Annotated in this window: 19 protein-coding genes and 1 riboswitch; of the genes, 15 read left to right on the plus strand and 4 right to left on the minus strand. The window is 42.5% G+C overall.

The features are described 5' to 3' along the window. Positions 1-284: 284 nt before the first annotated feature. From ACIQ0H_RS07120 to ACIQ0H_RS07155, 8 genes are all read left to right on the plus strand, one after another. Positions 285-1,157, plus strand: coding sequence for a dimethylarginine dimethylaminohydrolase family protein (locus ACIQ0H_RS07120; RefSeq protein WP_403412827.1), 873 nt, complete (start codon positions 285-287; stop codon positions 1,155-1,157). Between the two features lie 19 nt (positions 1,158-1,176). Further along, complete coding sequence (locus ACIQ0H_RS07125; protein WP_403412829.1) at positions 1,177-1,938, plus strand: dimethylarginine dimethylaminohydrolase family protein; 762 nt, start codon at positions 1,177-1,179, stop codon at positions 1,936-1,938. 41 nt (positions 1,939-1,979) lie between these two features. Next, complete coding sequence (locus tag ACIQ0H_RS07130) at positions 1,980-3,410, plus strand: amino acid permease (RefSeq protein ID WP_403412831.1); 1,431 nt, start codon at positions 1,980-1,982, stop codon at positions 3,408-3,410. Position 3,411: 1 nt separating this feature from the next. Next, positions 3,412-5,049 carry a M20/M25/M40 family metallo-hydrolase gene (locus ACIQ0H_RS07135; protein WP_403412833.1) on the plus strand — a complete coding sequence of 546 codons (1,638 nt, stop codon included), beginning with the start codon at positions 3,412-3,414 and terminating at the stop codon, positions 5,047-5,049. Positions 5,050-5,143: 94 nt separating this feature from the next. Beyond that, on the plus strand, positions 5,144-5,851 hold the full coding sequence (locus tag ACIQ0H_RS07140) for a response regulator transcription factor (protein WP_403412834.1): 708 nt from the start codon (positions 5,144-5,146) through the stop codon (positions 5,849-5,851). Beyond that, complete coding sequence (locus ACIQ0H_RS07145) at positions 5,841-7,199, plus strand: sensor histidine kinase (RefSeq protein WP_403412836.1); 1,359 nt, start codon at positions 5,841-5,843, stop codon at positions 7,197-7,199. The genes ACIQ0H_RS07140 and ACIQ0H_RS07145 overlap by 11 nt, the downstream gene beginning before the upstream one ends. A 38-nt stretch (positions 7,200-7,237) precedes the next feature. Further along, complete coding sequence (locus ACIQ0H_RS07150; protein WP_403412837.1) at positions 7,238-7,957, plus strand: PepSY domain-containing protein; 720 nt, start codon at positions 7,238-7,240, stop codon at positions 7,955-7,957. Between the two features lie 168 nt (positions 7,958-8,125). Continuing rightward, a complete protein-coding gene (locus ACIQ0H_RS07155) occupies positions 8,126-8,701 on the plus strand; it encodes a PepSY domain-containing protein (protein ID WP_403412838.1) in 576 nt (191 codons plus the stop codon). A gap of 60 nt (positions 8,702-8,761) precedes the next feature. Here the strand turns inward: ACIQ0H_RS07155 and ACIQ0H_RS07160 are convergent, their stop codons facing one another. From ACIQ0H_RS07160 to ACIQ0H_RS07175, 4 genes are all read right to left on the minus strand, one after another. Further along, positions 8,762-9,496: an MBL fold metallo-hydrolase gene (locus tag ACIQ0H_RS07160; RefSeq protein ID WP_403412839.1), complete on the minus strand. Its 735-nt coding sequence runs from the start codon at positions 9,494-9,496 to the stop codon at positions 8,762-8,764. A 149-nt stretch (positions 9,497-9,645) separates the two neighbouring features. Continuing rightward, positions 9,646-10,533, minus strand: a complete 888-nt coding sequence (locus ACIQ0H_RS07165) for a glycine betaine ABC transporter substrate-binding protein (RefSeq protein ID WP_403412840.1) — start codon at positions 10,531-10,533, stop codon at positions 9,646-9,648. After that, positions 10,534-11,187 carry an ABC transporter permease gene (locus ACIQ0H_RS07170; RefSeq protein ID WP_403412842.1) on the minus strand — a complete coding sequence of 218 codons (654 nt, stop codon included), beginning with the start codon at positions 11,185-11,187 and terminating at the stop codon, positions 10,534-10,536. Then, on the minus strand, positions 11,184-12,314 hold the full coding sequence (locus ACIQ0H_RS07175; RefSeq protein WP_403412843.1) for a betaine/proline/choline family ABC transporter ATP-binding protein: 1,131 nt from the start codon (positions 12,312-12,314) through the stop codon (positions 11,184-11,186). Before ACIQ0H_RS07175 ends, ACIQ0H_RS07170 begins: the two co-directional genes overlap by 4 nt. Positions 12,315-12,638: 324 nt before the next feature. Then, a riboswitch (cobalamin riboswitch) is annotated at positions 12,639-12,828 on the plus strand. A 188-nt stretch (positions 12,829-13,016) separates the two neighbouring features. Between ACIQ0H_RS07175 and ACIQ0H_RS07180 the strand changes: the two genes are divergently transcribed. The 7 genes from ACIQ0H_RS07180 (at position 13,017) to ACIQ0H_RS07210 (ending at position 24,735) form a co-directional block, all read left to right on the plus strand. Next, positions 13,017-18,554 carry an S-layer homology domain-containing protein gene (locus ACIQ0H_RS07180; RefSeq protein WP_403412844.1) on the plus strand — a complete coding sequence of 1,846 codons (5,538 nt, stop codon included), beginning with the start codon at positions 13,017-13,019 and terminating at the stop codon, positions 18,552-18,554. A 117-nt stretch (positions 18,555-18,671) separates the two neighbouring features. Continuing rightward, a complete protein-coding gene (locus ACIQ0H_RS07185) occupies positions 18,672-19,529 on the plus strand; it encodes a DUF4430 domain-containing protein (protein WP_403412845.1) in 858 nt (285 codons plus the stop codon). Positions 19,530-19,665: 136 nt separating this feature from the next. Continuing rightward, complete coding sequence (locus tag ACIQ0H_RS07190; RefSeq protein ID WP_403412846.1) at positions 19,666-20,544, plus strand: energy-coupling factor transporter transmembrane component T; 879 nt, start codon at positions 19,666-19,668, stop codon at positions 20,542-20,544. Beyond that, positions 20,526-22,205, plus strand: a complete 1,680-nt coding sequence (locus ACIQ0H_RS07195) for an ABC transporter ATP-binding protein (protein WP_403412848.1) — start codon at positions 20,526-20,528, stop codon at positions 22,203-22,205. Before ACIQ0H_RS07190 ends, ACIQ0H_RS07195 begins: the two co-directional genes overlap by 19 nt. Continuing rightward, on the plus strand, positions 22,181-22,879 hold the full coding sequence (locus ACIQ0H_RS07200; protein ID WP_403412849.1) for an ECF transporter S component: 699 nt from the start codon (positions 22,181-22,183) through the stop codon (positions 22,877-22,879). The genes ACIQ0H_RS07195 and ACIQ0H_RS07200 overlap by 25 nt, the downstream gene beginning before the upstream one ends. A gap of 113 nt (positions 22,880-22,992) precedes the next feature. Next, the gene (locus ACIQ0H_RS07205; RefSeq protein WP_483882532.1) at positions 22,993-23,676 is read left to right on the plus strand and encodes a response regulator; all 684 of its coding nucleotides are present in this window, start codon (positions 22,993-22,995) and stop codon (positions 23,674-23,676) included. A gap of 15 nt (positions 23,677-23,691) precedes the next feature. Continuing rightward, positions 23,692-24,735 (plus strand): sensor histidine kinase, encoded by a 1,044-nt coding sequence (locus ACIQ0H_RS07210; protein WP_403412850.1) that lies wholly within the window; start codon positions 23,692-23,694, stop codon positions 24,733-24,735. Positions 24,736-24,752 lie beyond the last annotated feature (17 nt).

The following is a 24,752-nucleotide window of genomic DNA, read 5'->3' on the forward strand; positions in this document are numbered from 1 at the left end:
ATAAATGTTGAACTTTTGATTTTTATATAATCTCCAACGAAGGCGCCTACTGGGGTAGCCGACGCAAGAAGACAAAGGAGGGATGCAGTTCAATCCTTCCTTAAGCGCCGAGCGTTATAGGTAAGATTCTTTATTTCAACATAAATACGAATTTATTATTCTGAAAAAATAGTGATGTATTTTTCTAAATATATTGACATTGTATCACGGAGAGAATATATTTTGTATATAAACTTTCCACTGAAAGGAAACGTTTTCCACTATGCGGAAAAGGGTGAAAAGAAATGACTTATTGTTTATCAATGTACAAGCCACTAGAACGAGTGATTGTGAAGCATCCAAGTGAAGCGTTTCGGGATCAGAATCATCTCGCAGATCAATGGAAAACATTTAATTACCTTGAAGAACCAAATTTTGAGGAGGCCATTCGGGAATTCTCGGATTTTATATCGATTCTTGAAAAACATGTACCGCAGATTGATTATTTACCAGCTTCCACTCAGGTAGGAATGGATTCGCTATATGCGCATGATCCGGTAAAATTTACGCCGGCGGGAGCAATCATTTTGAAATCTGGTAAAAAGTTGAGACAACCAGAAGCGGCCGTCTATAGAGAATTCCTCATGGAAAAGGAGATTCCGATTGTCGGAGAATTGACAGGAGAAGCAGTATCAGATGGTGGCGATATCGTTTGGTTGGATGATAGGACGATTGTTGTAGGCCGTGGCTATCGTACGAATGATGAAGCCATTCGGCAATTGAAAGAGATGACTGCGCCTTTTGTCGATGAATTCATTGTGGTTCATCTGCCGCACGATCAAGGTGAAGAAGAATGTCTCCATCTGATGTCGTTCATCAGTATGGTAGACCATGATTTGGCGGTTGTGCATTCTCGTCTTATGCCGGTATTTTTCCGTCAATTGTTAGTAGAACGGGGTATTGAATTGATTGAAGTACCTGAGGATGAATATCATACTCTTGGTTGTAACGTATTAGCACTTGCACCACGTGTCTGCGTAATGGTAAATGGAAACGCTTCCACGAAGCAGCAGCTTTTGGACGCAGGTGCAACTGTTTACGAATATAAAGGCGATGAAATCAGTGTAAAAGGGACGGGCGGTCCGACATGTCTGACGAGCCCAGTTGTACGAAACTAAAATAGGGGAGTGGATGAATATGTATAAAAATGTAATCGTAAAAACACCAGGGGTAAGTTATTTGAATGGATTGACGACGTCTGATCTAGGAAAACCGATATTTGAAAAGTTACTAGAACAGCATAAAAGTTATATAGAAGCATTAGAAAAGTGCGGCGTGACGGTCACACATCTTCCGGCAAGTGAGGAATTTCCAGACTCGACGTTTGTGGAAGATGCGGCCGTATTGACACCTGATTTTGCGGTGATTACAAACCCGGGGGCGGAGTCACGTAACGGGGAAATAAAAGAGATTGAAAGTGTACTGAAAGGGTTTTACGACAAATTTCATTATATAACAGCACCTGGAACACTTGACGGTGGTGATATTCTTCAAGCTGAAAATCATTTTTATATTGGTATTTCTGAACGGACGAACGAAGAAGGGGCTCGTCAGTTGAAAGAGATACTAGAACAGGAAGGTTTTGAAGCAACTATTATCCCGCTGAAAGAGTTTTTCCATTTGAAAACTGGAATTGCTTATTTAGGAGATAACCGGATGGTCGTAGCGGGAGAGTTTGTGGAGCACCCGGCGTTTGATTCCTATGAAAAAATTGTGATTGGCAGGGAAGACGAATACTCCGCTAACTGTATTCGAGTCAATGACTATGTCATCATTCCGAGTGGCTATGAGGAGACGAAACGTAAGTTCACGGAAGAAGGCTATCAAACAATTGAACTTGATATGTCTGAGGTTCAAAAGCATGACGGAGGATTAAGCTGTTTGTCATTACGATTTTAAGAATGGGGAAAATATAAAGGGAAAACAGAGGAGGAAACTTCATGTCCAGTAGTGGGGAACAACCGCAACAAAATCTATTGAACCGTTCCATGAAAAGCCGCCATTTGTTCATGCTTTCGCTCGGAGGAGTCATCGGGACAGGCCTGTTTCTAAATGCCGGTTATACAATTAACCAGGCTGGAGCGGGAGGGGCCTTGCTCGGCTACTTATTTGGTGGTCTGATTTTGTACATGGTTATGGTCTGTCTTGGGGAGCTGGCTGTTCACATGCCGGTGACAGGTTCATTTCAAACGTATGCTACTCGTTACATAAGTCCTTCCGCTGGTTTTTCACTTGGGTGGATGTACTTCGTAGGTTCTGCGGCAACTGCGGGAGTGGAGTTTACTGCCGCCGGAATCCTTATGCAACACTGGTTTCCAGATGTCCCGATTTGGATTTGGTGTGTGGTATTCATGGTCCTACTCTTCTCATTAAATGCCCTTTCTACAAGGGGATTTGCAGAAGCGGAATTTTGGTTCGCGGGTATTAAAGTACTTGCGGTCATTTTGTTTATCATTATCGGGTTTGCCGCGATTTTTGGTTTTATTCCGTTAGAGGATAGAGGAACACCATTTTTAACAAACTTAGCTCCTACAGGAATGTTCCCTGCAGGCATTGCTATAGTATTCGTAACGATGATGAACGTAATTTTCTCCTATCAGGGCTCGGAATTGGTCGGGATTGCTGCAGGAGAAACTGAAAATCCAGAGAAGAACATTCCAAAAGCGATTCGAACGATTTTGTTCAGAATTGTGATTTTCTATATTGCTTCAATCATTGTATTGTCAGCTATTTTCCCTGCATCTGAATTGGGCTTACTTGCTAGTCCGTTTGTGACATTGATGGAACTTGCCGGTGTTCCGTATGCGGCAGGCATTATGAATTTTGTCATTCTGACGGCTATTTTGTCGGTAGGGAATTCGTGCTTATATGCATCGACGAGACTTCTTTGGGCAATGGCCAATGATGGGATGGCACCAAAAGTATTTGGTCGACTGTCGAAGCGAAAGGTTCCACTTGCCGCCTTGATGTTCACCATGACATTCTCACTTTTATCCTTGTTAACAAGTGTAATGGAAGCGGATGCGGTATTCATTTTACTGATGTCAATTGCAGGTATTTCCGTTACGATTTCTTGGATGGGAATTGCATTATCCCAGTTGATGTTTAGGCGGCGCTACTTAAAAGCAGGCGGAAAATTAGAGAATCTGAAATATAAGGTTCCATTCTATCCCTTTGTTCCGCTGTTCTGTATAGCATTTTGTCTGCTCATTCTTATCTTTTTAGCGTTTGATCCGACGCAACGGATTGGTCTTTACAGTGGCGTAGGATTTTTCATCGCTTGTATGCTGTTTTATAAATTTAAATTAGATAAACAGGATAGGATTGTTCATGTTATTGAAGTGAAACCTGTCGAATTAAAGGAGAATTAATATGGATGAACTAAGATGGGGTACGCCTTCTACACTTCGATCACTGTTATGTGAACTTGTTAGTTGGGATAGCCGCACGCTAACAAAGGGAGAGCGGACGTTTGCACCGAAAGTTGCCGAGAAGCTGAAGGGGTTGGAGTATTTCCGTGACAATCCGAGTCATTTGGAATTACATGACGCCGGCTTAGGTCGACAACTTGTCACAGCTTTGTACAAACATCCGGAGGCAACGGAGACGATTGTACTTATTAGTCATTTTGACACGGTTTGGACGGAGGAATATGGTGTGTTGGAGCCGCTTGCTTTTCATCCGGAGGAGCTAACGAAGAAATTGATGGAGCCTGGCTTTAAGAAGGATCTTCCCGAGGCAGCACGTATCGATTTGGAGACGGGGAATTACTTATTTGGTCGGGGGACGATGGATATGAAGATGGGGCTCGCCCTTCATATGCAGTTAATTGAAAAAGCGAGCGTAGAAAATTGGCCAATCAACCTGATCTTGACGACTGTACCTGATGAAGAAGTGAACTCGGCAGGTATGCGGGCTGCCGTCACGGAACTTGTCCGTCTTCGTGAAGAACACAATTTGACATTCAAATTATTTTTAAATAGTGAGCCATCATTTTCTCAAAACCCAACGGATATCAAGGAATATGTTTACTCGGGTACCATCGGGAAAATTATGCCTGCCGCTTTGTTCTATGGCAAGGAAACGCATGTCGGTGAACCGATGAAAGGCATGACTGCGAACTATATCGCTTCCTACTTAACACAGCGAATGGAATGGAATGAGCTATTCCGGGAGACGGATCTCGGCGAAAGTACGCCACTGCCTGTTTCGTTGCAACAAAAGGATTTGAAGCTACAATATTCGACACAAACACCGTATCGTGCAGTGGCCCTTTACAATGTCTTCTTATTGAAGCGCACCGCGGCGGAAGTGATGGATCTATTCGAGCAGGTGGCAACAGAAGCGATGGCTGCCTGTAATGAAAGTTACAAAGCCATTTGTGATAGAGAGCAAGTGCAAGGTGTAGGCGACGTGAAAGTATTGCGCTATGAGCAACTACTTGAACATGCTATACAAAAATTAGGTTGCGCGGAAGTCGAACGTTGGAAACAAGAAGCGCTCCAAAATGATGAGTGGGATGATCGTGAGAAGTCGTTGCGCATCGTCGATAATCTGATGATTCAGTGTCAAGAACTTGCACCGGCTACCGTTTTGTTATACGCGCCTCCGTATTATCCGGCTATCAATTCGTCGAATGATCCGCTTGTAACAGAGTCGATTGAGTTGATGAAGAAAATGGCGCAAACGTTTAATAACACCGTCGAACAAATTCATTATTTCAACGGTATTTGTGACTTAAGCTATGTCAATTTCGAAGACGATGCAAATGGCTGGACTGCATTTGAAAGTAACACACCGGTTTGGGGAGATACGTACAGTATTCCTTTCGCTGAGATGGCCCAGCTGAAAGCGCCTGTGCTCAATGTAGGTCCTTTCGGAAAAGATGCACATCAGCGAACAGAGCGGTTGCATGTCGACAGCGCATTCGTCGAAATGCCTGTCATGTTGGATATGCTTATTAAAAATATGTTTGTCATGAATGAAAATCAGCTTGCAATGACAGACTAATGAATATAAATCATGGAGACCTTCGAAATTTGTGAGGGTCTCCATTTTTGTCTGAGTCTGTTAAGATGAAAGAAAAAAGTGGAAGGTGAATCAAATGAAAGAGCAAATATTGATTATCGAGGACGAAGAAAATATCGCACGTGTCCTTCAACTTGAGCTTGAATTTGAAGGGTACGGAACAGGGATTGCGCATACGGGGCCTGATGGACTTATCAAATATCGTGAACAACAGTGGGATCTCGTTTTACTCGATCTTATGTTACCTGGATTAAATGGACTTGACGTTCTGCGACGCATTCGTGCAACCGAGGCGGGTACGCCAGTTATTTTGTTGACGGCAAAAAACGATGTGGAAGACAAGGTGGCTGGGCTTGACCTTGGTGCAAACGATTACGTAACGAAGCCGTTTGAAATTGACGAATTACTCGCTAGGATTCGTTCGGCACTTCGATTCTCAAAGACGAGTGCGCCTGTAGTTGCAAAAGATGAATATCTTCTTGAGTTCGCCGGTTTGTCTATTCATGAGCAAACACGCGAAGTGAGTCGGAATGGACGCACCATTGAATTGACACCACGGGAGTACGATCTTTTGCTTCATCTGTTGAAACACCCGAACCAAGTACTATCACGCGAACAGTTGCTAGACGCTGTTTGGGGGTACGATTATTATGGCGATACAAATGTCGTCGATGTATATATCCGTTATGTTCGGAAGAAAATCGAACAAGGAGAAAAAAGTACGCTTATCCAGACGATACGCGGTGTTGGTTATGTTTTAAAGGAGCAAGCCAATGAAGCTTAAAACAAAAATCCATCTTTTTTCGACACTCCTGATGCTTGTCATCTTAACCTTGACGAACACGGGCATCTATTTTGTGTACGAGAAGTTAGCGTATGATACGGAATATCATCAATTGAAGATGCAATCGGAGGACCTTGTTGCCTCACTCAGTAAGGTCACTGGACAAAATCCTGCACTGGTGCTCCTTGCGTATCTTCCTCCAATCGGTGCAGTTCGTGTTCTGGATTCCACTGGTAAGGAAATCGTTGAATCTACGACGGTTGAAGGAATGAGGAACTACCAACCTAAAGTTGAACCTTCGGAAAAATACTCAATCGACGAATTTAATAAGACACCGGCAATGGTCATCAATATGCCAATTATATGGACAGATGGCAAAGTGGTTGAACTACAAATGATTCAACTTCTAACCGATGTAAAACATAATTTACGCCTACTTATGCTCATCCTTTTGGGGGTAACTTTGGTCGCGATGATTCCGATAACAGCATCGAGTATTGGACTTGGGCGAATTGTGATTCAGCCGATTGAAAATCTTATACAAACGATGTCCCGAAGCCGGCAAACAGGAAATTATGAAAAGATCGATGTTGCTGTAGAAGGGAAAGACGAAATGGCGCAGATGGGCCATGAGTTCAATGATATGATGGGTCAGCTTGAGTGCAACTTCAAGAAGCAAGAACAGTTTGTTTCGAACGCTTCGCATGAATTAAAAACGCCGCTTACGGTTATCGAAAGCTATGCTCGACTTCTATCACGCCGCGGGTTTGATGACCGTGCGGTAGCGGAAGAGGCAGTAGGGGCAATCCTTGGCGAATCGGTACGGATGAAGGACATGATCGCGCAAATGCTACAACTGGCAAGAGGTCAAGAACACGCCACATTTAACTTCGAGAAAACAAATATCCATGCGTTAGTTGAAAAGACGTTGCAGCCGATGCGCCAAGCATACACGCGGGATTTTATATTAGAAGGGAATGAGCAGTCGGTTGCTGTGACAGATCCTGATAAACTCAGGCAGCTTCTATTCATTCTGCTCGACAATGCGAGGAAATATAGCGAACGGGAAATTAAAACAACGATTTCTGAAACTGAAACCAACGTTTCGATTGCTGTCACCGACTACGGAAATGGGATTCCTAAAGAAGCCATCCCGCAACTTTTCGATCGTTTTTATCGGGTTCATGAAGACCGAAACCGCAAAACTGGAGGAACCGGACTCGGACTGGCAATTGCAAAAGAACTTGCAGACGGCCTCGTTGCGGAATTGAAAATCGAAAGTGTTGTTGGAATGGGAACCACCTTCCGAATCATTATTCCGAAAGAGCAGATTCTCACCGATTTTTAATGTTTCCATCGTATGATAAATGGAAGGAGGCGAGTGGAATGCATAATTTCAAAAAAAAGCCATGGTTTATACCTACCCTCTTAACGATCGTAATATTAACAGTGGGTGGATTATATATAGCGAGTTTAATTAATAAGAAGGAGCCAATAGCGGCTGATCAAATTCGAACGCAGCTAGAGAATATGTATGGTGGAACAGTCGATCAAATTGCAATAGAGGGCAATGTCTATAAAGCTGACATGACACGAAGCGGAGCGAAATATTCAGCTGAAATCAATGCAGTGACGGGGAATGTTCTATCGATTACTCAGACAAGTGAAGTGATCGAAAAGACCCCAGAGCCACATATGCTTTCCGAAGCGGATGTTAAGGAAGTTCTCTCGAAAAAATATGCCGGGACTGCCGAACAAATTACCTTGAATACAAAGGGGAAATCGCCGGTTTACGAAGTAAAGCTGTCGAAAGATCCGAAGTTTACAAACGTGACGGTTGATGCGACAACAGGTACGATAACTTCTGAAGTTGTGAAGGAAACGACAGGGCAGGATGCACTGATTACACAAGAACAAGCCATTAAAATTGCACTTGGGCAACTTAAAAAAGTGGAAATAGAGGAAGTAGATGACGTCTCTTACGAAAAATCCGAAGATGGAGGCTATTACCTAATTGAAATAGATACCATGGATGATCGTGAAGTCACCTTTATAATCCACGCCATTTCGGGAAAAGTAATGTCCCAAACGTGGGAGGAAGGTTAACTTCATGTAGCCAATGATTTTATAAGGAAAGCGAAACGACAGTTACAGAAGGTTCCCATAACTATAAGTGGCGTAATTGATTTTCTCATCAAATTCTAATAAACCTCACACTTCCCTCTCATATTCGATTGGTAATATGAAGATAACAACAAAAGGAGGAGTTAAAAGATGAAAAAGTGGATGATGGTTCCAGCACTAGCAGGTGCGGTTATGATAGGTGGAGTTGCAATGGTGGCTAATGCAGGACAGGGTTTAGCGGCTACGCCAAAAGGTTTATTGTCAATGGAGGAAGCGAAAGCAATTGCTGTAAAATCAGTCGGTGGCAAAGTGACGGAAATTGAATTGGATCGTGAAAAATCTGGTGACGTCTACGAAGTAGAGGTACACTCGAAAGGAATCGAATATGACCTTGATATCGATGCGCAAACTGGTAAAATACTGCGTACGGAACAAGAGCATATGGATGATGACGACCGAGACGATCATGTCGTCCCTAATGGAAAGTACATTACAAAAGACGCCGCTATTAAAATTGCGATGAAACAAGCAAAAGGTATAGTGTCAAAAGCCAAATTGGACAATGACGATGGCCGTGTAGTTTACGAAATTGAAATTGAAGCGGGCGCATATGAATACGATTTTGATATCGACGCTATTTCAGGTGAAGTCTTGAAGTTTGAAAAAGACCGTCATGATAACGATAATGACGACGACGATGACGACAACGATAACGATAACGATTAATGGACTAAGAAAAGGACTGTTCCGGTAGCGGACAGTCCTTTTTGCATGGAGAAAGTAGCCTTATAATTCGTAGGTTTTACCAACTACAGCAAGTTCGGTAGGTCCATTGAAAACGATGCGAGCTGCGTCGAGAATCTCTTCAATATTCCCGTGCAATGGCAAGTGGGTTAAAATAAGACTTTTTACGCCCGCCTGCTTCGCCAATGTTCCCGCCTCACTGCCACCCATATGTCCTGGCGCTTTGCCGACGTGCTCTTCATATAAATTCGCCTCGCTAATTAACAAATCGGCGCCTCGTGCAAAATCGACAAGTTCGTCCCGCCATTCTGTATCGGCAGTAAGCACGATTGAGTGATCGCCAATGCTGAACTTCATAGCCAGGCAATACACGGGATGGATTGTCCGGCAAAATGAGACGTCAAAAGGACCGATTTGAGTAACGGCATCCTCGGAAATGGCGACGCCGACTGTCTGCTCTTTGTACGATAGCTTATCAAAATTCTCTTGATCCTGGATATGCCCATAAATCGGCAAGGCGGGTGCCGGTTTGCCGAGATAGAAATTAATGAGTCGGCTATATTGCAAGCTGCCGACATCCGCAATATGATCCGCATGATAAAGGCTAATGACAACTGCATCCAATTTGTCTAACGGCAAATAGTTTTGTAAGGAAGACAGCACCCCGCTGCCACAATCGATAAGGCAATGAAATCCTTCATGTTCAATAAAAAAAGACGACGTCGCACTGTTCGCTTTCGGATAGCCGCCCCAGATGCCGATAGGTGTAATTTTCATCATGCCACTCTCCTTTTTCTTTGTTGGTGTAAGTGTATCGTGGGGGATGGAAATGGGGAAGGGAAATGGCATGGTAGTCCTAACACATACGATGGAATCACTATTTTAAAAAACCGCACCCTTTTCCAAGAGGTGCGGTTCCACAGTCATCACTCTTTTATTAAACCTGACTCAACAAGGAAATCCTGTGCAACTTTCTCGACCATTAAACCTTCATTATCAACTTTTGCATTCATTTTTTGCATCGCTTCTTCATTGATCATACCTTCAAGCTGCTTTAATACTTCTTCAATCTCGGGATACTCTCTCAGTGTTTCTTTCCGCACAAGCGGCAGTGCATGATAGGGCGGGAAGTAGGATTTATCATCCTCAAGTACACGTAAGTCGTAATCTTGTAGTTGACCGTCTGTGGTGTACGAGTTGATGACATCGACTTCTTTGGCGCCAATGGAACGATACATAATTCCGTGGTCCATACCTTTGATGTCTTTAAATTTCAGACCGTATTCTTCTTGGAAGCCGGGTAAGCCATCCGGACGGTCTATAAATTCAAAAACAGCACCGAGTATGAAGTCCTCCGACACTTTAGCGAAGTCACTGAATGTCGTAACGCCAAGTTCCTCGGCTCTTGATTCATCCAACGCTAATGTGTACGTATTATTGAAGCCGAATGTGTTGAAGGCAATAATACCGTCTTCATCGACAAGCCGTTTTGTGGTTGCCAGCGTTTCTTCTGCTGTACCCGGATCTTCATGGTAATAGTTAACAACAATGGTCCCGGTGTAATCGGGTATGACGTCAATCAGGCCGTTCAACATGGCGTTCCAGACGACGTTCGAGCCACCTAGATTTTCTTTGTATATGACATCAATATCTGTTTGGTTTTCAATTAATTGCCCCATGACGTGTGACAAAATAATGCTTTCAGTATTGTTCCGAGAGCCCAGTGTCAGTGAATCTTTTTCGATGAAAATACAACCTGATAACATACTGGCTACAAGCAACGTCAACATCAATGCTATGCACTTATTTTTCATTTACTTCAATCCTTCCGGCGTGGTCCACTTTTCAATCGCACCGAAAAGCGTTTCAAGTACAATCGCAAGAAGTGCGGCTGGGATGGCGCCAAGTAAAATCAACCCATCAATGCCACGCGTAATTCCAAGGAAAATGAAATCTCCTAGTCCACCTGCCCCGATAAAGGCTGCAAGCGTTGCCGTACCGACATTAATGACTGCGGCAGTCCGAATTCCAGCCATAATAACAGGAAGGGCAAGTGGCAACTCCACTTTGAATAGAATTTGCATGCTCGTCATACCCATTCCTTTTGCCGCTTCTGTCGTTGCCTTGTCGACGTCCTTAATCCCTGCGTATGTGTTGCGGATAATTGGCAACAAGGAGTAGAGGAATAGTGCGGCTATCGCCGTTTTGACACCGATTCCGAAAATTGGAATCATGAAACCGAGCAATGCCAGGCTTGGAATGGTCTGCATGATCCCAGCGCCACCAAGTACAATCGTTGTTAGCTTTGGGACACGTGTGATCAAAATTCCAAGCGTAATCCCAAGAGCGATAGCGATCAACATTGAGAAGAATACCAGTTGAATATGAACAGAAGTCGCTTCGAGCACTTCTTTCCATCTCATTTGTGATTGTTGCGACAGTTGTTGCCAAATCGTTAAGTTATTCATGCGTTGTCCTCCGTTTCTGTCCACTGGCTCGACATAGCAGATAGCAATGAACCGCGCGTTACGACACCTAACACTTTTTGATAGTTATCGACGATGGGAATAATACCGAAAGGCGCACTGTCCATCATGATAATGGCATCTTTAGCTGTTGCAGTATTCGTTAAGAAGGGCTCCCGTGATCCCATAATTTCATCGATTGCTTTAATAACGCCCATCTTTTTGATTAAATCATAGGCGGAAACGATTCCGAGTAACTTGTTGTCATCATCGACAATGATCAGGTTTGTAATTTTTCTCTGCCGGATAAGCGTGAGTGCTTTTTCCGGAGAACGTTGAGGAAGAGAAGTGACAACCGATCCCGACATAATATCGGTAACAGGCATGAGTTCGGGATTTTGGGTGATTCGATGTTTCCCGATGAACTCCTCTACAAAGCCGTGGGCTGGTTCGTGCAGTAATTTTTCTGGAGTGTCCAACTGTAGTAGTTTACCGTCTTTCATAATGGCGATGCGGTCGCCCATTTTTAAGGCTTCATCCATGTCGTGTGTCACAAAGACAAATGTCTTATTTAGCTTTTTATGCAAAGCACTTACTTCTGCTTGTAGTTGGTCGCGTGTCAGTGGATCAAGTGCGCTGAACGGTTCGTCCATTAGGATAATATCGGGATTGCCCGCAAGTGCTCTCGCAATGCCAACACGTTGTTGTTGACCGCCGGAAAGTTCCTTTGGATAGCGAGTTGCGTACATATCTGGATCAAGACCGACCAAATCAAGCAGCTCGTTGACACGTGCTTTAACTTCCTTGGCGTTCCAGCCTTTTAGTTGGGGAACAATCGCAATGTTTTTTTCGATGGTGTAGTGGGGGAAAAGGCCAATTTGTTGAATGACATAGCCGATATTTCTTCGCAGTTCCGATGGATTATACGAGTTGATATCTTTGCCGTTGATGGAAATGGTACCACTGGTATGCGGTTCCATCTTGTTGATCATTTTCATCGTTGTCGATTTTCCCGAACCACTCGGTCCAATCAATACAAGAAATTCACCTTGTTGAATATCGAAGTTGACAGATTTTACTGCTTGGAAACCGTCACCATACACTTTGCTTACGTTTTCAAAAGTTAACATAAGTACCTCCTGTAGTTTTTTGAGAATAAATACACTCCTAAATAGTAGATGAAAAAATCATCCGTACTGAATAAAAAAGAAGACATATCCAGCTCGAAGTAGCTTTCGAACAATGTCTTACTAGATTAGTATAACACAATCAGATAGATTAAACAGATAATACTGTATTTTATGACAAGAGGTTCGTTAACGTGTAATCCTTAATTGTATAAATCAACTTGCCTACACTGGCACAATCAAGGTCCTTGAATATTAATTATTTTTTCGATATTGCAATTATTCTCCGATTATACTATCATTCATAATGAATCAGATTCTTAACAATTAAATAATATATATTTTGGTTCTCTGCTTTCGAGTAAGAGATTAATAAGGAAACAGGTGAGAATCCTGTACGGTCCGGCCACTGTAATTGGGAAGTGACTTCTATTTATAGCCACTGGTTGAAAAACTGGGAAGGCAGAAGAAACGATGATCCATAAGTCAGGAGACTTGCCAAAGTATGCATGCGTGATACCTTCCGGGAAAAGGTTGCATTGTGTATCTTTGAATTTTTTTATTAATTTTTTGAGCATACATTTGCCCCTACCTTTTTCTTTGAAGGTAGGGGTTTTTATTTTTGAAGAAGGAGCTGCGGAAAAATACCGATTAGAAATGATTCTTTAAACTTACAGGTGAAAGAAGAAATTGGAGGGATTTTCATTGGGTATATTACAAAATCAGTTGAAGAAATATTTTTCAATTTTGTTGAGTTTGTTATTGGCAGTATCGTTGTTTACACCAACTGTGGGGGCGATAGCACTTGATGCAAGGCAAGGTGTCAGTGCAGAAAGCTTTGGAGGAAATTCGACTGAGCAGTCACTCGATGTTAAAAATCAACTAGAATCGACAGACAATCTTGATTCAGAACCATTAAAAAAAGAACAATTGCTTGGTGAGGCGCAAGGAAGCGAAGAAGGTAATCTATCATTTTCAGAGGCCAATCCTAGCAAGTTTGCAGTTTTTGAAGACAATTCTATTCAAGTCTCGGTGCGAATAGAAGGGCTTGGGGAAACGATTATTCCTCCTATGGAATTCGATGTTGAAGCATATGATATAAGCCATGCAACTGGGGAGACTGCAAGTTCAGCAACACAAGGGCCGCGTGCTATTCATGCGATTGTTAAGGCATTGGAATTAAGCGGTTTTGATGTCTCAGATAAAACGAAGTTCGATTTTGGTGGTGGCAATTTCATCACAAATGTTGATGGATTGAAGATGAACGCGATTAATCCTAGTTTGGATGGATGGATGTATTTTGTGAATAACGAGTATGCAAATGTCGGAGTTGGGGATTTTCAATTAAAAGAAAATGACTCCATTACTTTATATTTTGTAACCAACTACTTTACAAATACATTTACATGGTTCGATAAAGAATTGGTTGAGGTTCATGCAGGTGAAGAAATTCAATTTGAATTAATGGGTGATAACTATGGATCAACTCAGCCGATTGATAATGCAGTCATCCTTGTAAATGATGCGCCACTCGAAATAGATGGCCAAGAAATTGAAACGGATGCGCAAGGCATTGCATCTTTACGATTCGATACACCGGGTGAATATCATATATCAGCACAACGACTTGATGGCCAGTACAGTAATATAACTCGTCCTTATAGCAAAGTCATCGTGCTAGAAGAAGGAGAAAAGGAACCTAGTCCCACACCTCGGTTATCTGTAGATTCAATAGTAGAGGCTGGAACCATCAATCCAGCGGTCACTGTGTTGGTAATAGATGATACATTCTCAGCTAATGTAACAGATAAAGCGAATTGGGCTATTCAGGAAAATACGACAGGTCTTGAAATCGATACAATCACCAGTGAAAGTAATCAGAAAGTGACGATTTCTTTTAACGGAAAAGCACAAGAGGGTACGTTTGCAATCACTGCACTAGCTGGAGCGTTGGATGGTAGCGATGCAAGTGAAACAAATTTGGTTGAGGTTTTAAAGGGTGAAAATGTTCCAGAAGAAACGCAGCTGGATAAAATGATTGAAGACACGGTTCAGTATTATAAATCAGGAAGTAAGAACGTGTCCTCATGGTGGCAGCTTGTTGCATTATGGGGGGCTGGCGAGAACCTAACGGACGGTTCTTGGTCATTGCCAAGTTGGCAAACGACAGATCCGAAATTGAAGGAAGATACATTTGACACGGAGCATATTCGTTATATTTTTGGTTTGCTGGCGATGGGGAAAGACCCTTCGAAAGCCTGGGAGACCAATCGAAATCTATATGCTGAATTAGCGGCACAGCAAAAAGCTGATGGCAGTATCGGTGGCATGAACAAACATGTATGGGCAATGCTTGCGTTAGACGCAGGCGAAAAGCTAGGTCAGGATGTAGGAAAGTGGAATAAAGACAAGAAACAGCAAGCAGTAAAATATGTATTGGATTCACAAAAAAGTGATGGCGGATTTGCTCTTTTCGGCAGTATATCTGATACAGATATAACAGGAATGGTGTTACTCGCGTTAGGGAATTATCAAGGTGATAGTGCTGTTGATGCGGCGATTGAACGAGCAAAGAAATACTTGAAAGAACGCCAATTAGATTTAACAAATGGCGGCTTCAACTCCCCGGGCAATTTTGGGATGGGAGATAACTCCAACAGTCTATCTACTTCTGTTTCAGGACTAGTAGCCGTTGGAGAAGATATGCTAGCAGAGAAATGGATTGTAAACGGAAAAACGGTAGTGGACGCATATAAAGATTTCCAAATGGAAAACGGCGGATTTAAGTGGAAGCACAACGATAAAAATGTAAATGGTATGGCAACAGAGCAAGCGCTGGTTGCATTGGCAGATATCCAAAAAGGGAAATCGGTATGGCAAAGGATTGCGGAACCGAATTTAGAAGAGAAACCAGATTCAGATACTGCTGTTCAATCGGCCATTCGAAGTGTTAGTGAACTGATGCTTCAAAAGGGAGTTCTGAGTGAATGGGGAGCAATTGGACTTGCAAGAGCTGGTGTTGAAATTCCGGCAAGTTACACTGATTTATTTTTAGCGAACTTGAATAGCCAAGTCATTGATAAAGTTGGCTCGGGGAGACTAAAAATTACCGATGTTGAACGTCTAACCATTGCAGCGGCAGCGGTTGGAATCGATGCACGCAATGCCAACGGACAAGGGTTTAGTTTGATTGAAAAAATCCATACGAGTGAGCATTGGACATGGGAAAATACTGATAGCATCCTTTATCAAGGAAACAACGGTATTATTTTTGCACTCATCGCCCTTGATTCAAAAGGGTTTGAAGTCCCCGAGAATGCAAAATGGACACGTGATAAGCTTGTTGCCGAACTGTTAAAGTATCAAAAAACAGATGGTTCATGGAGTTTATCGGCATCGACAACAGGTACTTCGAGTGTCGATATTACAGCAATGGCTTTGATTGCGTTAGCTCCATATCAAGATAAAACGAATGCAAAAACAGCAATCGACAAAGCGGTTGCATACTTATCAACTGCGCAAGGTCCTACCGGCGGATTTAACGAAGCATTTGTTGGTGGGATTTCCAGTGAAGCGACATCACAAGTCATCATTGGACTAACGGCAAATAACATCGATCCACGCGGAGAGCAGTTTACGAAAAATGGCATCCATTTAATTGACCATCTATTGAGCTTCAAGGCGGAGGATGGCGGCTTTAAACATACTGTAGCCGATAAAACTTCTAACGGGATGGCAAATGAACAAGCGCTACAAGCTCTTGTCGCATTTGATTTATTTGAAAAAGGCGAAGGTAGACTGTACGACTTTGGGAAGGAAGTTCAAACAGAACCAGATACGGTTGTAGTATCAGTAAAGCCTGATACACCATTTGTTTTTGATAATGATTCACAGCCGGATGTATCTAAACCCGTCGTACTGGATTTCCAGCAATTTGACAAGCTAGTGTTGCCAGAGATTACGGTGGAACGCGGAGATACGACATTAAATATCCCGGGAGATACTCAGGTTGAAGGTGTATGGGATAAGAAAATTCAAGCACCAACTTATCAAGAGACTAACAATAGCGATAAGGAAAAAGTTAACTCGAAACTAGATGGTAAAAAGGTATCAACTATTGACGCTCACATCAAAGTGGGTGGAGCCAAGCAAATTAACTTCAATCAACATGTGACTCTTACATTCAAGGATATTGGAGAACATGAAGCTGGATTTATTGATACTGCTGGAAACTTTGAATTGATTAAAAAGTATCCGAAAGCAGACGCCGCAAGAGGTGCAGTAGAAGATGTCTATGCTTACAATGACGGCGCTGACCTTATTATCAAAACGAAGCATTTTACTGAGTTTCTAGCGTTTGAAACGACAGCTATAGAGCCGGGAAATCCAGGTTCTGGAGGCGGCGGAGGTGGTACCCTTCCGACGATTGAGTCGGTTACGCTATCTGTTGAAAAACGGACAATGGATCAAGGCGATATTATTGGATCTATGGATGCTACCCTTCAAAGAGGTGACACAGCGTTTACTTTATTGGAAAGAGTAGTCCGTGAAAAAGGGATTTCAATTGATTATATTGGTAGCGGAGCAACGCTCTATGTTCAAGCTATTGACGGTTTAGGAGAGTTTGACGGAGGACCATTAAGTGGTTGGATGTATTCGGTTAACGGTGTGTACCCGGATCATAGTGCTGGAACCTACTATTTGAATGACGGAGATGTTCTTCGTTGGCGATATACGAAAGATCTAGGCCATGACATTGGTGGCGGTTATGTCTCTGGTGAAGAGCAGGACAAAGATAAAGACAACAATAACAACAACCAAGAGCAAACTATACCTGACGAGTCCATTACGGGTGCAACGAAATGGATGAAAGCGAACCGAGATTTCTCAAACTATGATCATTTTATCGATTGGGATGTACTTGGATTAGCAAGATCAAACCAAGCTGTTCCTAGTGCTTACTATCATGCATTTGAGAAATATGTAAAAGAACAAAAAGGTAGCTTTAGAAAAGTGACGGATTATGAACGTATGGTATTAGCTGTAACCGCAATTGGGAAGGATCCAAAAAATATTGCGGGCTATGACTTTATCGAGAAGATTTATAATAATGAGCGAATGACAGCTCAGGGTACAAATGGTGTGATTTTTGCTTTACTAGCACTTGACTCGAACAACTATGAAGTTCCGAAAAATGCAAGTTGGACAAGAGAAAAATTACTCAAGTGGCTTCTGGAGCAGCAAAATAGTGATGGGGGCTTCCCATTGGCAGAAGGTGCTACGAGTGATGTAGATATGACGGCTATGGCACTTCAAGCATTAGCAAACTATCAAAAAACACAAGAAGTGAAAACAGCAACAAACAAGGCGTTAGAATGGTTGTCGAAACAACAAAGAGTAGAAGGTGGCTTCCAATCAGCAGGCTCAGTGAATAGTGAAAGCATTTCACAAGTCATCATCGCCTTGTCTAGTCTTGGCATTGATTTGTCTGACAAACGGTTTAAGAAAGGGAAAGGTGATTTACGTACCGCACTTCTTGCATTTGTGAATAAAGATGGAGGTATCTCGCATACGAAAGGTAGCGAAAGTAACTATATGGCGACCCAACAGGGCTTGCTGGCCTTTATCGCTAATAATCGTTTGAAAAATGGAGAAAACCGTCTTTATGATATGACTGACGTATCTGGCAAGAAGCCAACCATTGCGTTTTTGGATGTCACGAAGCAAACATTTGGATATGAAGAAATTTCCCGACTCGTAGCAGAAGGTGTGATTAGCGGTTATCCAGATGGCACATTTAAGCCTAATGAACATTTAAATCGTGGACAAGCGGCAATTCTTTTTGCCAAGGCTCTTCGTTTGAATACTGCAGGATCACCGATTGGATTTAAAGATATTGCAAAATCTAGTTCTTTCTTTAAGGCAGCAAACGCAACAAAAGCTGCGGGTATCTTTATGGGCAAAGGGAATGGCACGACTTTTGGGGCTACAGACATTTTGACACGTGAACAAATGGCGTCTGTTTTGGTGCGGGCTTTTGATTTAAAATCTACAAATGAAGAAGTGAATATAGCAGATATGAACCATATATCAGCATCTCATCGGAAAGATGTAGAAATTTTATATCAGAATAAAATTACGATGGGGACAACAAGTGGGAAGTTCGACCCGAAATCATCTGTTTCTAGGGCGCAATTTGCGGTATTCCTATCTCGTGCAATGGACAATGGTGTGAAAAAGTAATGTGAGTGCTTTAATGTGGCGCATGCACCTGGTGCGCCAGTAATTATTTGTTTGCAGTATGTTGTACGTTTAGTCATTTTTGTTGGAGACTTTTGCAAAACGGAAGGAGGGCCATCGTTGAAAAGTCATGTGAAGTTGTTCGCTTTGTTACTAGCTATTTTTATGATGTTAAGTGCGTGTGGTACATCATGGCAGAAGCCGACGGGGCTAGAAAAACCAGAGAATGGGCAGCAAGAAATACCGAATGAGGGTCAGTCTGACGAACAGCAAGAGTCTGTTGAATTGGATGTAACAGAATCACAAGAAGATGAAGAAGTAAAAGAAATAGAAGACGTAAAAGTTGAACAAGAAAAACCGGTTGTGAAAGTGGAGAAGGCGAAGGAAACTTCAGCAACTAACAACGAGCAAGAAAAAAACAAAACAGCTACAATTGAGCAACCAAAAAATAAGCCAGTAGAACCTGAGCGTGTGGTTAATAAGCAACCAACTCAGCCGGTTCCAGAAGAAAAAAAGCCGGTTGTTACGACACCAGCACCCACTGCTCCACCTTCTACACCCTCTAAGACTCCACCGGCAGAAAAGCCAGTTGAAAAAGAGGAGCAGCCAGAACCAAAGGGGGATACAATTGTCTACTCAATTGTTATCTCCTCTACTGAAGTTCCATTGCCAGCGACCGAAATGGAGATTACTGACGGAGATACAGTTCTGAAGGCTTTAATTGCCATTACAAAAGATAAGAAGATTCAAATGGATTATCGTGGTGGACAAGGTGGCACTGCGTATATCGAGGGTATTAACAATGTGTATGAGTTTGATAGGGGCCAAGGGAGCGGTTGGATGTACCGTGTAAATGGCATTTTTCCGGACCGAGGTGCTGGGGTAGTTCCCTTAGTGGCAGGGGATCGAGTGGAATGGATTTATACGACAAATTTAGGTGTCGATATTGGCGCTGATTTGAAGCCGTTCCGCCGATGAATTTGCTTGAGAAAAAACCGACTTGTGTGTGCGAAAACGCATAAGGTCGGTTTTTTCCTTACTATGTTATAGCTATAAAAAGGCATCTTTCAACAAGTTTTTAGTATATGCAATAAAGGAAAGACGGTGTACATACATGGAAAATGGTTTTCGAGGCTACCATCCATTTGTGATTTTTTTCTATTATGTTTGTGTCGGGGTTTTAGCAATGTATATGAATCATCCATTGTTTTTACTGGTGGCGTGTTTATTGTTAATAGGCGTTAATCTGACGCATGACAATGGAAAAGCATTAAGAAAATGGGTGCCTATGCTTGTCGGAATGAGTGCTGTCATTATTTTGATCAATCCATTTATAAATTCACGAGGAACGACTATTTTCTTTTACTTTCGTGGAAAGCAAGTAACACTTGAAGCAACGTTGTACGGTGTTGTCATGTCGTTATCCTTAGTAATTATTCTACTGATGTTCATCTCATTTAATCTAATCTTAAATGGGAATAAATTTCTATTTGTATTCTCTAAGTTTTTGCCGAGGACTGCTTTTTTAATGATGCTAGCGATTCGTTTCGTCCCTCTTTTAAAAAGAAGGTTGGATGAAATCAACGATGTCCAGCGGATCCGCGGGATGACAATTGCGTCTGGAACGATACGGGAACGGGCAAAAAGTGGTATGACGATGATGCAGATTTTATTGACATGGTCGTTAGAAGAAGCGATTGAAACAGCAGATTCCATGAAGGCAAGGGGATATGGAATAGGAAAGAGAAGTCCGTACATTCCTTATAGAATGAGTAAACGTGATAAAGGCTGGCTGATAACGTTAGTTGCTCTTTTTGCCGTCTGTATCGCAGGTGGATCTCTAGGGTATGGGAAAATCATCATTTATCCGGAACTTGGTACCCTTCGCTTCTATTTATTCGATTGGATGATGCTGATTTGTATGATGGTCATTCTAGCATTTCCATTACTCGTTGAAGGGAGAGAGCAAGTGAAATGGAAGTATTCAATATAAAAAATGTGTCATTTGGATTTCCAGATGAAGTAGGGAAAGTACTTTCTAATGTAAATCTGACCATTGAAGAAGGGGAGTTTGTCGTCCTATGTGGACCAAGTGGTTGCGGTAAGACGACTTTGTTACGTCTGTTAAAAAAGGAACTTGCCCCTGTTGGCAATCGGACGGGCGAAATCTTGTATGCTGGAAAATGTTTAGAAGAGTGGGATGACCGAACGTTAATTGAACAGATTGGTCTCGTCTTTCAAGATCCAGATAACCAAATTGTGATGGATGAAGTGATGCAGGAAATCGTTTTTGGGCTAGAGAATCTTGGGTATTCGAATTTTGAAATGCGAAAAAGGGTTGCGGAAATGGTGCACTTTTTCGGCATGGAAGGTCTATTGCGATTAAAACCATCCGAACTATCCGGCGGACAAAAACAAATGCTCAATCTGCTGTCCGTTCTTTTATTGAAACCGAAAGTGTTATTGCTAGATGAGCCGACTTCGCAACTCGATCCGATTGCAGCGAAAGATTTGATCAGTATGTTGGAAAGGTTGAACAAGGAAATGGGGATTACGATTATTCTTGTCGAGCACCGTTTGGAGGAGCTATTTGCCGTTGCGGATCGAGTGCTTATGATGAACAGTGGAGAGATTGTTTATGAAGGAAGTAGTAGACAGCTCATTTATGATTTGTATACACATCAAGATGAGCGATTTATCCCTTATGTACCGTCGATTTCGCGACTTTATATGGAACAGGAAACGCATCCGGACTCCGGGCGAATCCCTTTAACGGTGAAGGAAAGTAAACAGTGGCTTGCAACGATGCCGAGCTCTACGGATATAGCTGTAGAGCTTGCGAAGACTAATGATCCCTTGAAAAATTCATCATTATTAGCCGTAAATGATGTCTATTTTCAGTATGACAAGAAAGGTGAAATGATATTAAAAAGCTTTTCCCTACATATTCAAAGAGGCGAGTTTTTTGCGCTAGTTGGCGGCAACGGGTCGGGCAAAACGACTGCGCTGAAAACTTGTATTGGAAGTGTCAAACCACAGCGGGGAACGGCCCGTTTTGAAGGAAAAGACACAAGCAAGTTGAAGGGCAAGGAACTGTATGAAAAGATTGCTTACTTACCGCAGAATCCTAGGACGTATTTTCTGCATGATACGATTGAAAAAGAGATGCAGGGGGCAGTGGTCCGCCACCAGGTCGAAAATGGTGATGCAGTGATAACTGAACTTGTAAATGCATTTGGTATCGAACATTTACGACATCGTCATCCTTATGATTGTTCGGGTGGAGAGGTACAAAAAGCGGCTCTTGCGTGTATGTTAATCGGCAAGCCTGACATGTTATTTATTGATGAACCGACAAAAGGGCTTGATCCGATTTCAAAAGAACGATTCTCACAAGTGTTAGCGAAGCTACATAGAGAAGGGTTGACCATTATGATGGTGACGCATGACATTGAATTTGCTGCTCAACATGCTGAAAGATGCGCGATGATGTTTGACGGAGAAATAACGGTCGATGGTACGCCGGAACAACTTTTTAAAGGGAATTACTTTTACACGACGGCTATTAATCGTGCGACCCGAATGAGTCCTGTACGTGAAGTACTGACGTTGAGGGGGGCGCAGACGACATGGCTCAATCCCGTAAGTATTTGACGATTGTTTCTTTTATCATCCTTGTGATGCTAGTGGTGTCTATCATGCTTTTTAAGTATAACTCGTATCTACTATTAAGCTTGGTCATCATTGGGTGCATAATGTTACCATTTTTTGCTCGTTTTGAAATGCGAGAAATTGCTGGTCGAGAGGTTGTACTGTTGGCGATGCTTGCGGCAATTGCTGCGGTAGGGCGAGTTCCTTTTGCGGGTTTACCAAGTGTTCAGCCAACTTCATTTGTTATTATTATGGCGGGGTTTGTATTTGGGGCAGAATCGGGCTTTATTGTAGGTGCTGTAGCAGCACTTGTCTCCAACTTTTTTCTGGGACAAGGTCCGTGGACGCCGTGGCAGATGTATGCATGGGGAATGATGGGCATGAGTGCTGGTTTACTCCGAAATACATGGTGGCTGAGGAATATATGGGGCAGATATGTGTTCGGTTTTATGTGGGGCTATGTTTTCGGCTGGTTTATGAACATGTGGATCGTCTTGAGTAATATTGAAAGTTTAACTTGGGAATTCTTTGCGGGTATTTATGTTGCAAGTATTTACTTTGACCTTGCACATGGGGTATCGAATGTATTCTTTCTTGCTGTCTTTAGTGCCAGTTGGATAAAAATATTGGAACGCTTCAAAAGGAAATACGGACTATTGAATACTGGGGAAATCTAGATTGGCTGAAAACACCACATTCTTTTGTGGTGTTTTTTCTTGCAAGTACTGTCTCGAGTTCCAACTGGACCGAATTTCCATTATGATGGATACAGAAAGAAGGTGCGACGTAAATGGATATGAATATTTTCATTGTTGAAGATGATGTAGCGATTTTTAATACCTTGAAAGAACGACTTGGCCAATGGTCACTCCATGTGACGGGGCCGGATGACTTTCATGATGTGATGGGTGCTTTTATTCAAGAGAAGCCGCATCTGGTCATAATGGACATCCAGTTGCCAGCGTATGATGGGTTCCATTGGTGCCGTGAAATACGTGCGGTTTCAAAGGTGCCGATCCTCTTTTTATCATCGCGTGATCATCCAATGGATATGGTCATGGCGATGAATATGGGGGCAGATGATTACATTCAGAAGCCATTCCATACGGATGTGTTACTGGCAAAAATTCAAGCGATCCTACGGCGCACCTATGCGTACGGGGAAGAAGCATCGGACATACTCGAATGGAACGGTGCAGTTATTGATATGAAGCGCGGCGTTATTCGGATGGACGGCAAGGAAGTTGAATTGACGAAAAACGAGTTTTTCATCTTGGCGGTACTGGTTCAATCGACTGATGAAATTGTGTCGCGTGATGATTTGATCCGCAAGTTATGGGATGATGAACGATTCGTCAATGATAATACGTTGACGGTAAATGTAACCCGTCTCCGGCAAAAACTTGCGGAACTTGGACTTGGTGAAGCAATCATTACGAAAAAAGGGCTCGGCTATATGGCGATTACGCTATAGGAAGGAGTTATCTACATGTTCATAAGTTATGTAAAAGATATGGCTAGCTGGATTACCTTTTTCCTACTATCACTTGGCTTGGCGGACATGCTTATTTGGCTGGATCAAGGAATTGATACGAAATTTTCGTCTGTGTTGTATGTCAATGTTCTACTTATCACAGCTCTCATTCTTTTTGTTGTCTGGCGTTACAGAAAAGAAATGAAGTTCACGAAAGAATTAGCTGCCCTGACGAATGATTCCGCGGCCGATTGGCATGAAATATTGCCAGAAACGGTTTTTATGCGTGATGAAATAACGAATGAAGTGTTACGACTTGCGGCGTTATCTTTTTCAAAGGAACTGGCCGATGTGAGACGTGCGAATGTTATTGAAAGTGACTATACCGCTGCATGGGTGCACGAAGTAAAAGCACCGCTCACTGCGATCAAACTCCTGATTGATGCACATCGCAATGATCCTGCTATTCGAAAACTTGAAGCGGAGTGGCTTCGCGTTTACTTGCTAATTGACCAACAGCTATACATATCCCGCCTGCCAACCCTCGAAGCAGATTATATTGTGGAAAACACGGATGTTCAACGATTGGCTGCGGCAGAAGTCCGCGAATTGGCTACATGGTGTATGGAAAAAAACGTTGCAGTCGAGTTTGAGGGGGAAGACGCAAAAGTGGTGACGGACGTTAAATGGAGTCGTTTCATTATTCGACAAATCTTGACGAATGCAGTGAAATACAGCCCGACAGGCAGTACAATCTTGATCTCCACAAAAGTTATGCCAAGTGCAAACGTCTTGCTGACCATAAAAGATGAGGGCTCAGGTATTCCGCCACATGACCTTCCTCGAATTTTCGATAAAGGATTTACCGGTGGGACGGGACGTCTTCAGAATGCAGCGACAGGGCTTGGACTTTATTTAGCGAAAACAGTAGCAGATAAACTTGGAATCACTTTGACTACTGATTCAATATTGGGCCAAGGAACGACGGTTACACTGATCTTTCCGACAGAAAATGAATTTGATCAAATTCGAACGGTTCGCAAAGGAAAAACGAATTAGTCCAACATGACAACAAT

Origin of the sequence: Sporosarcina sp. NPDC096371, assembly GCF_044762865.1 — a bacterium.
Classification (GTDB): domain Bacteria; phylum Bacillota; class Bacilli; order Bacillales_A; family Planococcaceae; genus Sporosarcina.